Origin of the sequence: Brachybacterium sp. (genome assembly GCF_052095815.1) — a bacterium.
Lineage (GTDB): Bacteria > Actinomycetota > Actinomycetes > Actinomycetales > Dermabacteraceae > Brachybacterium.
This window is the reverse complement of record NZ_JBQDLF010000008.1, coordinates 36,636-50,195: the sequence shown is the minus strand read 5'-3', so window position 1 is coordinate 50,195 and position 13,560 is coordinate 36,636. Positions and strand designations below refer to the sequence as shown.

13 protein-coding genes are annotated in these 13,560 nt (G+C 69.3%); 7 read left to right on the top strand and 6 right to left on the bottom strand.

Annotated features, from left to right (window positions below; genetic code table 11):
• Positions 1 to 90: 90 nt before the first annotated feature.
• On the bottom strand, positions 91 to 717 hold the full coding sequence (locus tag ACTH43_RS05205) for a hypothetical protein (protein WP_441443865.1): 627 nt from the start codon (positions 715 to 717) through the stop codon (positions 91 to 93).
• 49 nt (positions 718 to 766) lie between these two features.
• Here ACTH43_RS05205 and ACTH43_RS05200 point away from each other — a divergent pair, with 49 nt between their 5' ends.
• Together ACTH43_RS05200 and ACTH43_RS05195 are read left to right on the top strand one after the other, a co-directional pair.
• Positions 767 to 1,432: a PH domain-containing protein gene (locus ACTH43_RS05200; RefSeq protein WP_441443864.1), complete on the top strand. Its 666-nt coding sequence runs from the start codon at positions 767 to 769 to the stop codon at positions 1,430 to 1,432.
• 51 nt (positions 1,433 to 1,483) lie between these two features.
• Complete coding sequence (locus tag ACTH43_RS05195; RefSeq protein WP_441443863.1) at positions 1,484 to 2,089, top strand: DUF4126 domain-containing protein; 606 nt, start codon at positions 1,484 to 1,486, stop codon at positions 2,087 to 2,089.
• A gap of 63 nt (positions 2,090 to 2,152) precedes the next feature.
• Here ACTH43_RS05195 and ACTH43_RS05190 read toward each other — a convergent pair whose 3' ends face one another.
• From ACTH43_RS05190 to ACTH43_RS05170, 5 genes are all read right to left on the bottom strand, one after another.
• Positions 2,153 to 2,836, bottom strand: coding sequence for a hypothetical protein (locus tag ACTH43_RS05190; RefSeq protein WP_441443862.1), 684 nt, complete (start codon positions 2,834 to 2,836; stop codon positions 2,153 to 2,155).
• A gap of 170 nt (positions 2,837 to 3,006) precedes the next feature.
• Entirely contained in the window at positions 3,007 to 4,038 is a 1,032-nt protein-coding gene (locus tag ACTH43_RS05185; protein WP_441443861.1) for a hydroxyacid dehydrogenase, read from the bottom strand.
• 35 nt (positions 4,039 to 4,073) lie between these two features.
• Complete coding sequence (locus ACTH43_RS05180; protein ID WP_441443860.1) at positions 4,074 to 4,895, bottom strand: hypothetical protein; 822 nt, start codon at positions 4,893 to 4,895, stop codon at positions 4,074 to 4,076.
• Positions 4,892 to 5,938 (bottom strand): dihydrodipicolinate synthase family protein, encoded by a 1,047-nt coding sequence (locus ACTH43_RS05175; protein ID WP_441443859.1) that lies wholly within the window; start codon positions 5,936 to 5,938, stop codon positions 4,892 to 4,894. Before ACTH43_RS05175 ends, ACTH43_RS05180 begins: the two co-directional genes overlap by 4 nt.
• Positions 5,938 to 6,993 (bottom strand): NAD-dependent epimerase/dehydratase family protein, encoded by a 1,056-nt coding sequence (locus tag ACTH43_RS05170; protein ID WP_441443858.1) that lies wholly within the window; start codon positions 6,991 to 6,993, stop codon positions 5,938 to 5,940. Before ACTH43_RS05170 ends, ACTH43_RS05175 begins: the two co-directional genes overlap by 1 nt.
• Before the next feature lie 119 nt (positions 6,994 to 7,112).
• On the opposite strand from ACTH43_RS05170, the gene ACTH43_RS05165 reads away from it, so the two are divergent.
• The 5 genes from ACTH43_RS05165 (at position 7,113) to ACTH43_RS05145 (ending at position 13,547) form a co-directional block, all read left to right on the top strand.
• Positions 7,113 to 8,237, top strand: coding sequence for a LacI family DNA-binding transcriptional regulator (locus ACTH43_RS05165; protein ID WP_441443857.1), 1,125 nt, complete (start codon positions 7,113 to 7,115; stop codon positions 8,235 to 8,237).
• Between the two features lie 27 nt (positions 8,238 to 8,264).
• Entirely contained in the window at positions 8,265 to 9,590 is a 1,326-nt protein-coding gene (locus ACTH43_RS05160; RefSeq protein ID WP_441443856.1) for an enolase C-terminal domain-like protein, read from the top strand.
• Between the two features lie 201 nt (positions 9,591 to 9,791).
• Entirely contained in the window at positions 9,792 to 11,549 is a 1,758-nt protein-coding gene (locus ACTH43_RS05155) for a peptide ABC transporter substrate-binding protein (RefSeq protein WP_441443855.1), read from the top strand.
• A gap of 34 nt (positions 11,550 to 11,583) precedes the next feature.
• Positions 11,584 to 12,651, top strand: a complete 1,068-nt coding sequence (locus ACTH43_RS05150) for an ABC transporter permease (RefSeq protein ID WP_441443854.1) — start codon at positions 11,584 to 11,586, stop codon at positions 12,649 to 12,651.
• Positions 12,651 to 13,547 carry an ABC transporter permease gene (locus ACTH43_RS05145; protein ID WP_441443853.1) on the top strand — a complete coding sequence of 299 codons (897 nt, stop codon included), beginning with the start codon at positions 12,651 to 12,653 and terminating at the stop codon, positions 13,545 to 13,547. The genes ACTH43_RS05150 and ACTH43_RS05145 overlap by 1 nt, the downstream gene beginning before the upstream one ends.
• Positions 13,548 to 13,560 lie beyond the last annotated feature (13 nt).

Genomic DNA, 13,560 nt, shown 5'->3' with positions numbered 1-13,560 from the left:
CCTCACTCCCGCGACTCCCGCGCGAAACTTCCGCGCCTCGCTCCCGCTGCGTCGTGCGCCCCTCTGGCGCGGTCGTGCCGTCGTCCGGCGTCAGTCCAGCAGGCCTGCCTCGGCGTAGCGGCCTGCCGCCGAGAGCTCCTCGCCGGTGCGCAGGAGCCGCTCGGCCTGTCGGGTGCGCGCATCGTCCCGGTCCTCATCCGCCAGATGGGCGGTGCCGTGGGCGATGATCGTGGCGACCGCGCCGGCTCTGCGCAGCGCGAGGCCGAGATCCCCGGTGAACGCTCCACGCAGGATGTCGTCCATCGTCCGCTGGACCTGCGGAACGTCCGGTGGCTCGGCGAAGCCGGAGAGATACCTCAGCCCGGGAACCGTGCGTGATCCCGCGCGGTAGCGGAGCACGACCTCGTCCCCGACCTGCTGCACCCAGGTGTGGAGCACGTACAGCCGCCACAGCGCCCCAGGCAGGGTCGAAGCAGGAGCTCCGGACCACAAGGCGCTGAGGTCGGTCAGGCCGTCCTGGGCGGCCAGCGCCACGACCCGCTCCACGACCTCGGGATCAGAGCTGTGGAAGACCCCATCCAGCAGCGCCCGCGCGGAATCGTGCGCCAGATCCGCCGAGGCGGCGGGGTCGGGCTCGCCGGGGATGGTCTCGGCGACCGACGCGTACAGCGGAGCGGGCCGGCGGAAGCGGGGGGCGGAAGGGCCGTTCGAGGACATGCTCAGCACACTACGCGCAGGCGGCGACGAGCCGCATTACTGTGAGGGCATGACCATCCCCCGGCAGATCGGACCCGAGACCGGTCCGCGCACCGCCCTGCCCGATTACACCCGCAGCAATGCGACGGTCGAGCGCATGGTCTCGGACCTGCGCCGCGGTCACCGTCAGGGGAGCGCACGGCCCGGCACCGGCGGTACTGTTCGGGCCTTGTTCCCGGTCGCCGCCACCCGCGACACCCTGCTGCGTGCGGTGGCCGCCGCGTTGCTGCTGGGCGGCACGGTCATCGCCGCGGTCGGTATCCTGCTGCTCTCGCTCGGAGTGGAGGACGGCCATGCGCCGGAGATCGGCCGGCTGATCGTGATGCTCGCACTCGGCGCGATCGGGCTGATCCTGCTGCTGCTGGGGCTGCGCTTCGTCCTGGTGGCGCTGGGCACCGCCCGCTCACGAGTGGAGATCACCGAGCGCGGGCTGCGGGTGGTGGGCGCCTTCCGTTCCCGAGAGGTCCCCTGGCGGGACATCATCGCGATCGAATCGCGGGTGGTCCATCCGGTGCACTGGCTCACCGCAGCGCTGCGGCTGCGCGACGGCTCCCGCGTGCTGATGCCCGCCTTCGACCGGCATGTCTGGACCTGGTCCCAGCCATCGGGGCAGGACATCCGCACCCTGCGGATCGAGCTGAGGAAGCAGGAGAAGGCCGCTCGCGGCGCCTTCTGAGCCACCGAGCCCGAGAGATCGACCCCTGCGGAAGCACCACGGAGGAGAGCCATGGAAGCACTGATGATGACCCTGGGATCGGGCTGGGTCAGCGGGGTCCGGCCCTATTTCATGGTCTTCCTGCTGGGACTGTCCGGCAGGCTGATGAACCTCGAACAGGTCCCTGAGGTGCTGCAGCGCACCGATCTGCTGGTGATCACCGCCATCCTGCTGCTGGTGGACTTCGCAGCGGACAAGATCGCCTTCCTCGACTCCTTCTGGGACCAGCTGCACACCGTGATCCGTCCGATCGCCGGCGGGGCGATCGGGTTCCTGCTGGGGGGCGAGACCGACACCAGCACCGCCATCGTGATGGCGGTGCTCGGTGCCGCCGCGGCCTTCGGCTCCCACGCCGCCAAGGCAACTGCGCGCGCCGCGGTGAACGTCTCGCCGGAGCCGGTCTCCAACGCCCTGGTCTCCACCGGGGAGGACGTCGCCGCGGTGGTGATGGGGCTGCTCACTGTTCTGCTGCCCGCGCTCGCCGGTGTGCTCGCCCTCGTGCTGCTCGGCCTCGGCATCTACCTGATGGTGCGGATCCGGCGCGCCTATCGAGGACTGCGGGAACGGCTGCAGCAGGCCCGGGCGCGGCGCGGGGACGGCGTCGGACCCGCAGTCTGAGACCGGGGGTCCGACGCCGTCGGGGTCTGGCTCCGGTGGCGTTCTCGCCGGCGACTGGTTCTCTCAGCTGGCGACGGTGCCGGGAGCCTGGCTGATGCCGTCGTCCCACAGGACCCGAGTCGCCTCCGCCACCCCGCCCGCGTCCACGTCGGAGACCCCGAGGATGCCCTCGTCGTCCAACGGAAGATGCCCGATCTTCCAGCTGCCGTCCGCCTCCGCATGGAACATCAGCGGGGTGGGGTCCTCCGGGGCGGCGATATCGGTGCGGCGCAGCGAGACGGTCCGCTCGTTGCCCTCCCCGAGGAAGGCCAGCACGATGTCGGAGACTGAGGCGGGCACCTGATCGCTGCTCGGCAGGGCGGTGACCACGAACGAATCCAGCTCGTCCTGGGTGAGCATGAGGATGGCCTCATTGGCCTTGATGATGAAGGCCATGCGCATCGCCTCGCCTTCGGCCAGCGCGATCCCCAGCCAGCGATCGGCGGCGGTCAGCGCGGTGGCGACCACCTGGCCCTCCTCTCCCAGCAGCCACTGGCCGTCCGCCGAGCGCTCGACCTTCCCCCGGGCGCGGAGCCCGGAGGTGACGGCTGCGGTGACGAACTCCTGGGCTGCTGCGGGCGCGGAGCGCAGCCCGATCTGCTCGCGGGTGATCCTGCCGCTCTCGGTGTCTCGCAGCCCGAGCATGAAGTCGATCTCGTAGGCCGTGTAGATCGTGACCTGCTCGTCGGTCGTGCTGGTCTCGCTCATAGGTCCCCCTGGGTGGCGTGATCCGGACAGCGGGAAGGCGTCCGGTGGAAGTGTCACCGAAAGCATGTCAGATGTGCGCCAGGCACTCCACCGATTCGCGACCGCGCCCGAGATTCGCGACCTCGCCCGAGACCTCCCCGCGCCCGAGACGTCACCGCGCCCGAGACTTCTCAGGAGAGCCGGTCGTAGATCTCCGCCGTCACCTCGTAGCGCAGGGGAGCGCCGGAGAGGAATGCCGAGATCTCCTGCACCACCCCGTCGCCCTGGGCTCGTCGCGCCTCGACGGTCCCTCCGGCCACGTGCGGGGTGATCAGCACGTTGTCGAGCCCGTAGAGAGGGGAGTTCTCCGCCAACGCCTCGACGTCGAACACATCCAGCCCTGCGCGCAGCCGGCCCGCGACCAGCTCGGTGGTCAGCGCCTCCATATCGATCACGGCGGAGCGGGCGGTGTTGAGCACGGTCGCACCGTCGCGAAGTCGCGCGATCATGTCGGCATCGAGCATCCCCCGGGTCTCGTCGGTGACGGGAGCGTGGATCGCGAGCACATCGCTGCGTTCGCACAGCTCCGCCAGTCCCACCAGCTGCACCCCGAGCGCTGCGGCGTCGTCCTCCGTGGCGAAGGGGTCGTGGGCGAGCACCTCCTGGACGCCCAGCCCGCGCACCATCGAGACGTACTCACGACCCACCCGGGACAGGCTCAGCACGCCGATGGTCTGCTCCCGGATGCCATGGGTGAGGGTGCCGGAGCCGCCGGCCCTCCAATCATGCGTCGCCTGCAGGCGACGGTCCATCGAGTGCACATCGCGCAGCAGTACAAGGGTGAAGGTGAGCGCGAGCTCCGCCACCGCGGTGGCCATCGCCGCAGAGCCGCCCTGAACGAGCCGCAGCCCCTGCTCGAGCACCTGCTTGGGGAACAGGCCTCGCACGGTGCCGGCGGTGTGCGCGGCGTACTTCAGCCGTGACCCGCTCAGCACCGAGGGATCGAAGGGCGCGGTGCTCCAGGACGTGATCAGCACGTCGTAGTCGTCGGCGATGCCCTCGGGGAGGCGGATCCGGGAGTCGCCGCTCTCCGGCGGGAGCACCACCTCGCCCACGCCCCGCAGCCGCTCCAGAGCCGCCTCGGAGTAGAGGACTCCGAGCTCTTGAGGGGTGATCGCCACGAAGATGCGGGGAGTGCTGGCGGGCTCTGCGGGGACGGACATGAGGTCTCCTTCTCGGGGCGGGGCGGTCTTCGGGGTCATGGTGCATCGAGCAGGCCGAGCCTGCGCAGACCGGTGAGCAGGTGACCCGCCACGACGGCATTGCCGAGCTGGTCGAAATGCCCCGGATCCGTGGAGATCGACGGCGGCTTGGCTCCGGCGCGGCGCTCGGCGAGGTCCTCTGCGGAGGCATCGATCCCGGTGGCCTCCGGCAGCGCCGGGGAGGTGACGAAATCCTGGACCTCGAGGTAGGCGCTGCCGAAGCGCTCCGCGCATCCGGAGTTCACGGCGAGCACCTGCGCGCGCATCGCGGGTTCGGCGCCGTTGTTGACGAACTGGCCGACGACGGCGACGCGCGCCCCAGCCTGCTCGAGATACCGGGCGGAGGTGGTGATGCGGTCCAGGACCCCTGCTGCGTCCTGCCCACGGTTGAGGTCGTTCTTGCCCATCCACAGCACGGCGTCGTGGCCGCGCAGGGACGCCCCGGTGAGCGGGAGGAAGGGATCGCCGTCGACTGCGATCGGATCGCCGGGACGCAGGCGGGTCAGGAAGACACCCTCCTCGGTGCCGTGGACCACGGCGGGGATGCCGGCGACGTGGCCGGCGTAGGGCTTGAGGGCGTGGGAGACCAGGTCGAGCTCGGTGGGCAGCAGCTTCACCGTCCCCGCCGCCGGGAGGAGTCCGCCCGCCACGGCGATCGGGAGGGGGATCGACCCGATCCGGGCGGCGGTGTGGTGCGAGGTCTCCCCGCCGCGACCTTCGTTGAGGAAGCCGGTTCCCGATGGCGCCAGCGCCGCCTCGAGCGCCGGACCGATCAGCGCCATCGAGGAGGAGCCCCAGCCGACAAGGGCAGGTCTCATGACAGCCAGCCCTCGCGCCCGGCGGCGACGAACTCCTCGTCCAGCAGCGCGGGGAAGCGCGCCCGCACCTCACGGATCAGCTGCTCCTGCCCGGGGGACAGGACATCGGGCCCCAGGCAGCGAGTGCTGCTCAGCAGCCCCTGCTGGCGCAGCACCTCGTTGACACCGGGGACGCAGCCCGAGAAATTGTGGAGCACATCGAAGACGGCCGCGTTGACCTCTACCAGATCGCTGCCCAGTGCGAGCAGCTCGGGGGTGACGGCGTCGGCGGCGACCTCAGCGTTCGCCCGAGCGACCAGCTCGACCGCGGCGCGAGTGCCCACAGCCCACTGCCCCAGCAGCCCGCCGCGTGCCCGCACCTCCCGCAGGTGCCCGTCGACCTCGCGTCGGAAGGGCGTCACCAGATCCGCCACGATCGCATCGTCGTTGCCGGTCAGCACCGCGACCTGGTCCCAGCGCTCATGACCGAGCAGCTCCTGCATCACGTCGTTGGTGCGGTACCGGTCAAACGGCGCCGTCTTCACCGCCACCACCGACTCGAGGCTGAACAGAGAGCGCCAGAAGGCTCGGCTCAGGGGCATGCCGCCCACGCTGTCCTGCAGGTAGAAGCCGATGGTCGGAAGCACCTCGCCGACGGCTTCGGCACGCTCGAGCAGCGACTGCTCGCTGCGTTCGACCATTCCCCAGGGGCTCATCAGCGCGGCCTGGAATCCGAGCTCGCGGGCGAGCTCCGCCTCGCGGACGGCTTGGGCGGTGTCACCGACCAGGCCCGCGATCAGCAACGGCGAGGCGACGGCGCCCGGGGCGGCCTCCGCAGCGATGGCCGCGGCCTGCTCCCAGACGGTGCGCAGCAGGGCGGGATCGTCATGCAGCTCGAACTGGGTGGAGTGCACTCCGACGGCGAGGCCATGCGCGCCGGCAGCCAGCTGATAGCGGGTCAGAGCCCGCTGCGCTCGCAGGTCCACACCGCCGTGGTCGTCGAGAGCCAGGGGATGTGCGGGGATCGCGACGCCGGAATCGAGCCTCGCGTGCAGGTCGATCATCAGAACTTCCCCTCGCGCTGCTGGAATTTGGTGGCCTTGCCGAGCTGGCGGCCACCGCCCCCGACCCATTGGCCCACCCAGCGCACCAGGCGACGCAGCGGGACCGAGGGATAGCCGTAGAGCTCATGGATCTCGGCGGCATCGTTCAGGAGAGCATCGGGTGACTCCTCGCCGACGATCTTCGGTGCGATGCCCATCTCCTCGCCGAGCCAGTGGGCCAGCCGGCGCACGGAGACGGTCTCCGGGCCGGTGGCGTTGAGGATCCGCGGGGGAGTGCCTGCCAGCTCGATCGACCGCAGCGCCCAGGCGTTGATATCGCCCTGCCAGGCGACGTTGACGGCGGGCATGGTGACATCCACCGGCTCGCCAGCGGCGATCTTGGTGGCGATATCGGCGATCACCCCGTAGCGCAGCTCGCAGGCGTAGTTCAGGCGGAAGATCGACACCGGGGTGTCCCAGGTGTGGGAGGCATAGCTGAACAGCCGCTCCCGGGCGAGGCAGGACTGGGCGTACTCACCGACCGGCGCCGGCTCGTCGGCCTCGGTGGAGCCGCCGGTGCCGAGCGGGGAGAGCGGGTACACGTTGCCGGTGGAGTAGACCAGCGAGGGCACGCCCCGGTACCGGTCCGCGACCAGTGCGGGCATCGCGGCGTTGGACCACCAGGTCTGGTGCTCGAGGCCCGTGGTGCCGAACTTCATCGCCGCGAGGTAGAACATGCCCGCGGCGTCCGGCAGGTCCGCGTAGGACTCGGAGCGCGCGAGATCCGCGGGGTGCACCACGATGCCCGCCTCCTCGAGCAGCGTGCGCGAGGCGGGGTCGGAGAAGCGCGAGACGGCGATGACGCGGGCATCGGAGCCGACCTCGTCCAGCGCCCGCCGGGCCATCAGGGACATGGTGGGGCCGATCTTGCCGCCCGCGCCGAGGAGCACGATGTCGCCGCCCAGAGCAGCGAGGGCCTCGCCCACGCCGGGAAGCGGGCGGGACAGGAGCTCGTCGAGCTCCTGCTCGTCGGCAGGGGCGGTGGTGGGAAGCATGTTTGTGATCACGGTCGACACTGATCGTCCTCACGTCGTGGAGAGAAGGTGGTGGGAGAAAAGCATTTCCCCGCGAGAGAGAGCCTAGGTCGCCAGCGTGGGACCGTCAAGAGAGCGTTTGCTGGGAGTATCCTCCGAACATGGCAGTGACCCTCAAAGACGTGGCACAACGCGCCGGAGTCTCCGTCCCGACAGCGTCCCGTGTGCTCTCCGGGAGCACCTACCCGGTGGTCGAGGAGCTCCGTGAGCGAGTGAAGGCCGTCGCGCTCGAGCTCGACTACGTCCCCAACGCCCAGGCGCAGGGGCTTCTGCGCGGCAACACCGGCACCATCGGCGTGCTGGTGGGAGACGTCGGCGACCCGTACTTCTCCGAGATCGTCAACGGCATCCACGAACGAGCAACCGCCGAGAACCTGTTGGTCACCATCTGCCATACCGAGCGTGATCCGGAGCGCGAGCTCGGCTACTTCAGGATGCTGCAGTCGCATCGTGCGCATTCCGTGATCGTCGCCGGCTCCGGCCTGAGCGATGAGGCGTACCGGCAGGGGATCGCGACCCGGGTGAGATCCTTCCGAGCTGCGGGCGGGCACGTAGTGGGCATCGGCACCCCGGTGGTCGAGATGGACCGGGTGCTGGTGGACAACCGCGAGGGCGGCCGGCTCATCGGCCGCCATCTCACCGAGCTCGGCCACCGCGATATCGCACTGATCTCAGGTCCCGAAGCGCTGATCTCCAGTCAGGAGCGATACGAGGGGATGAAAGAAGCCCTCGACGAAGTCGGAGCCCGGCTGATCGTCCACCACGGCCCGCCGAACCGGGACGAGGGCTACCGCGCCGCCGGTGAGCTGCTGCGCGAGCATCCCGAGCTCACCGCCCTGCTCGGCACCGCGGACCAGATGGCGATGGGTGCACTCGCCTACCTGAGGGACCAGGGACGCAGTGTCCCGGAGGACGTCTCCGTCGCCGGCTTCAACGACATCGCCGTCGCCCGCGACCTCTCGCCCTCGCTGACCACCGTGCGGCTGCCGCTGCGGGAGATGGGCAAGATCGCCCTGGATCTCGCGCTGGGCCGCGGCGGGCCGCGGGGCGCCGTCAGCCCGGGCGGCGCCGAAGGTGCGGACGGCTCTGCCGACGATGTCGCCGGTGCGGCCGGTGCGGCCGGTGCGGCCGGTGCTGTCGGTGCCGACGGTGTCGCCATGATCGAGCGCCGTCTCGGCGTCGAGCTGATGGTGCGCCAGTCCACCGGTCCCGTGCGCTCACGCTGAGCAGTCGTGTCGCTCGAAGGGGAGACGGTGAACTCCGCCATGAAGAATGGTCGGCGCAGCGATATCCGGGTGAGAGGTGCGGAAGTCCGTTTCCGGGACGTCGCCCTCGAGCCACCCTTCGTGATCAGCGGGCGGCCGCTCACGCACATCACCGCTGTCTCCGTGCACGTGGACGTCACCGACTGCGCTGGGCAGGGCTCCGCAGGAGTCGGAGCCGGGATGCTCTCGGCGCCCTGGTCCTGGCCCTCGACGGACCTCGACCTGGAGACCCGTGACCGGGTGATGCGCGAGCTGGTGCGTGAGCTCGCGGCGCAGATGGCCGAGTCATCGCTCAGCGGTGATCCGTTCGTGCTCTGGCGCCCGCTGTACGAGGGTCTCGACGATCTGCTCGCCGGTGCGGCGCGCCGCGCCGGTGTTGATCGCATCCCGCGCCTCGCTGGTCTGCTCGCCCTCGGCGCGGTGGACAACGCGCTGCACGACGCCTGGTCACGAGCTGCCGGAATTCCGCTCACCTCGATGTACACCGCGGAGCACCTGCGAGAAGACCTCAGCCGCTATGGCAAGGCGGGGGAGGGGCTGTATCCCGGGGAAACCCTGGGCACGCCTCACGCTCAGCTGCCTGTCCAGCATGCGCTCGGGGTCGGTGATCCGCTCACCGCGGCCGACGCCGCACCGGGTGTGCGCGACCTTGAGGACTGGATCCGGGTCGAGGGCGTGCACCATCTCAAGCTCAAGCTCTCCGGTGAGCTCTCCGCCGATCTCGAGCGGCTGCGGGCCGTGCACCGCGTTGCCGCTCCGCTGCATTCCGACCTGCGACTCTCCCTGGACCCCAATGAGGCGTACACGCTTCCGGCGCTCGCCGAGCTGCTGGACACCCTCGAGCGTGAGGACCCGGTCCTGCTGTCCACGATCGACTACCTGGAGCAGCCGATCCCTCGCGACCAGGAGCCGGATCCGGTGATGCTCCGCAGGCTCTCGGCCCGGATCCCCGTGCTGCTCGACGAGGGCTACAGCCGTCTGACCCAGCTGTCCACGGTGCAGGGCCAGGGCTGGTCCGGCGTGGTGATCAAGGCGGTCAAGGGGCAGAGCCACGCGATGATCACCCAGGCGCTCGCGCACGCAGCCGGGATGCGGATCGCGATCCAGGACCTCACCACCGTTGACCTCGCCCTGGAGCACTCCCTCGGCCTCGCCGCGGTGCTGCCGGTCTCCTGGCCTGCAGTCGAGTACAACAGCCGGCAGTACGCCGCAGCGGCGAACGGGGAGCTCGCGCGGCGTGCTCCGGAGCTCGTGACCGTGCGGGATGGCTCTGTCCGTGTCGAGCCGGTGGCCCGCGGACTGCACGACATCTGAGCCCTCGCGTTCTCGCGCAGCGCCCGGAGGTCACAGCAGGAACACGGTCTCGGAGCCTGCGCGCGGCGCAATGACACCGATTGCGCAACCACCTTGACAACACCCGTGAGCACCGTCACGATTGTGATAGAAAGCGTTTGCAGTCAACGGGGCGACGGCGCCCCGGGCGATGACGCAGACAGCATCCGAAGGGTGAACTCCATGGCAAAGACGCAGGATTTCGGAACGGTCAGCAGACGGGTGCTGCTCGGAATGGGAGTCGGCGGGGCGGGGCTGCTCGCCTCGGGCTGCTCCCTCTTCGATTCGAGCTCCGGGGGGAGCGGCGGCGGTAGCGGCGAGGACGGCGCGAAGTCGATCACCATCGCCAGCACCGGCACGATCGACGCACTCGATCCGCACTACGTGAACAACAGCATGACCATTGTCCCCTCGGCCCTCGGCGAAGGCCTGGTCATGCAGTCCGAGGACGGCAGCGACGTGGTGCCGGCGCTCGCCGAGAGCTGGGATGAATCCGAGGACGGGCTGACCTATACCTTCCACCTTCGTGAGGCGAAGTGGTCCAACGGTGAGCCCATCACCTCGGACGATGTGGCCTTCTCCTTCCAGCGGCTGCTCACCCCGAGCGGGGCGGGCACCGGCTACGCGGCCGGCGCCTCGAGCTTCCTGCCCTCCATCGGAATCAAGGGCGCGGCCGATTTCCAGTCCGGCGCCTCGAGCGACTGGGCCGAGGTGGGCATCACCGCACCGGATGAGAAGACCGTCGAAGTCACGCTGGAGGCCGCGAACCCCGACTTCCTGATCAACATGTCGCACTACTCGATGACGGTGCTGAACAAGGCGTCGGTCGAAGCGGACCCGGAAGGGTGGACCGCTGTCGACAGCTGGGTGAGCAACGGCCCCTACCGGATGACGCAGTGGGATCCCACCACCGTCCTCGAGATGGAGAAGAACCCCGAGTACTGGGACGCGGACAACGTCGACATCGACCACGTCACCCTCCAGCTCGGCGGCGACCTGCCCACCAACGTGCTGGCATTCAGCGCCGGGGAGCTGGACATCATCGGCGTGGACTCGGAGGGGCTCAGCGGGAACCCCTCGCTCGAGGAGAAGCTGACCAAGGTGGACGGCTACGCCTGCCATTACCTGCAGACGATGTGGGGAGGGCACGACGCGATCCGCGATCAGAAAGTGCGTCAGGCCCTCTCGATGGCCATCGATCGCGGGGCACTCACTGAGAACGATCCGGGGAAAGAAGCCGCCGGGACCCTGGTCCCCAGCAGCGTCCCGGAGTGGAGCGAGGATCTCATGATCCCCTTCGATCCCGACGGGGCGAAGGCACTGCTCGAGGAGGCCGGCTACGGCGACGGGCTCCCGCCGATGCGGGTCCAGATGGGCTTCGAGTCGCCGATGTTCGCGATTCTCGCTGAGCAGCTGAAGGACACCCTCGGCCTCGCGGTCTCCCTCGAGGTCCTCGAAGGCGGCGTCCATGCAGACACCCGCTGGCTGCCCTACGAGGACACCTCGGTGATGAGCTTCTACTACGGCTCTTTCGCCGGCATCTCGACGATGCCCAACTGGATCCTCAACATCTTCGGCATCGACCACGTGCGCCAGTTCTCGATGCCCGTAGCGGCCTGGGACAAGATCAAGGCCACCCGTTCCGACGAGAGTCTCGACGGGGCACAGATCGCCGCGCAGGTCGAGGAGATCCTCTCCACGAAGTCCACCCCGGAGGCACAGAAATATGCGGAGCTCGCCCGCGCCGCCGCGGCGGAGCTCGACGAGGCGAAGCGGACCCAGACGTTCCTCGAGGCCGCCGCGCTGCGGGACGAGATGGCCTTCACCATCCCGCTGGTGTGGGGCGCGCAGATGTGGGTGACCTCCGACCGGCTCAGCGGCCTGCAGGGACGCCCGTCCCCCGAGGGCTACTACTACAAGCACCTCACGGCGAGCGAGTGATCACGACGGCGATGAGGATTGAGGAGGTGGATCGATGAGACTGGCCATGTTCATCGGACGGCGGCTGTTCCGGCTGGCACTGTGCATGTTCGCGGTGTCGGTCCTGACCTTCGGCCTGCTGCAGCTGGCTCCCGGCGACTTCGCCGGGATCCAGGCGTCGGGCGGTGGCACCGTCAGCCTCGCGCAGCAGGCGACCAGCGAGAATCGCACCGAGCTGGGCGCACGCTACGGCTCTGACGTGCCGATCTGGCAGCAGTACACGACCTTCATGGCCGGCGCGGTGACCGGCGATATGGGTCCGAGCTACAGGTTCACCAGCCGGACCGTCGAGGAGATCATCGCGACCGCGTTCCCGATATCCGCCGCGCTGGCCGTCTCCGCCACCCTCATCGCCGTCGCGATAGCGATCCCGCTCGGGATCCTCGCCGCAGTGCGGCGCCGGAGCATCTGGGACACCGGCACCATGTTCCTGGCCACCCTCGGCAACGGTCTGCCGAACTACCTCGCGGCGCTGCTGCTGGTGCTGATCTTCGGCGTCGGCCTGGGGGTCCTCCCGCTGTACGGGTGGAAGGGGCCGGAATACATGGTGCTGCCCACCCTCGCCCTCGCGATTGCCCCGATCGGGGTGCTCGCCCGTCATGTGCGCTCCTCGATGCTGGAGAACCTTCGGCAGGACTACGTGCTCACGGCCCGCGCCAAAGGAGGCAGGGAGCGGACCATCCTGGTCACCCACGTGCTGCGCAACTCGCTGATGCCGCTGGTGACCGTCGTCGGCCCGCTGTTCGCCGGGCTCGCCACCGGCACCATCTTCGTCGAGAAGATCTTCGGCATCCCGGGGCTCGGGCACTACTTCACCCAGGCTGCCGTCAGCCGTGACATGCCGCTGCTGATGGGCACCACCCTGTTCTTCGCTGCCCTGCTGATGGTGATGAACCTGCTGGTCGACCTCAGCTATGCGGCGCTCGATCCACGAGTGCGGGCCGATCTCGGGCTCGCCTCGCACGGCCCCCGCCGCGGCCGCGGCGATACGGGCGACGGCGCGGGAGCCGCGGTCGGCGTCTCGACGTCGCTCAGCACCCAGGCGCCAAGAGGAGCGATCTGATGACCACTCTCGACGAACCGAAGACCACCCCCGCACGGACCGCCGTGCACCAGCCGACCACCGAGTGGGGTCGCCGCTGGGCGCGCTTCCTGCGTAATCGGCTCTCGGTGGTGAGCCTGGCCTTCATCGGCCTGGTGGCAGTGGTGGCACTCGCCTCACCGCTCCTCGCTCCGTACCACTTCGCGACGATCCACCGCGGGCAGGAGCTGCTGCCGTCCTTCAGCGACGGCTTCGTGATGGGCACCGACGAGCTCGGCCGCGACGTCTTCTCCCGGCTGATCTACTCGATCCGCACCGCCCTGTTCATCGCCGTCGTCGCCGAGATGCTGTCGCTGAGCATCGGGATGGTCGTGGGCCTCATCGCCGGCTACAAGGGCGGGAAGTATGACGCCGTGCTGATGGCGATCACAGACGTCATGTTCGCCTTCCCCGGCTACCTCTTCGCGGTGCTGCTGGTCGCGGTGATGGGGCGTTCGACATGGGCGATCATCCTTGCCCTCACCATCGCCTCCTGGGTGAGTCAGTCACGACTGCTGCGCGCCCAGATCATGCGTCTGAAGACCCTCGAGTACGTCGAGGCCGGACGCTCCATGGGGGCGAACGGCTGGACCCTCGTGATGCGGTACATGCTCCCCAACGCCCTCGGCCCCGTGCTGGTCACCGTCAGCTTCGGCATACCGGCGAACATGCTCGCCGAATCCGGCCTCGCGATCCTCGGCCTCGGGGTGGCTCCACCGACCCCATCGCTCGGGGCGATGATCGTCGACGGCTACGCCTTCGTGCTCAACAGCCCGTACCTGATCTTCTGGCCCACGATCGTGTTCGTCGCGATCATGATCGCCTTCACCTTCGTGGGCGATGGCATCCGCGATGCCTTCGACGTCGACGAGACCTGAGAGAGGACCACCC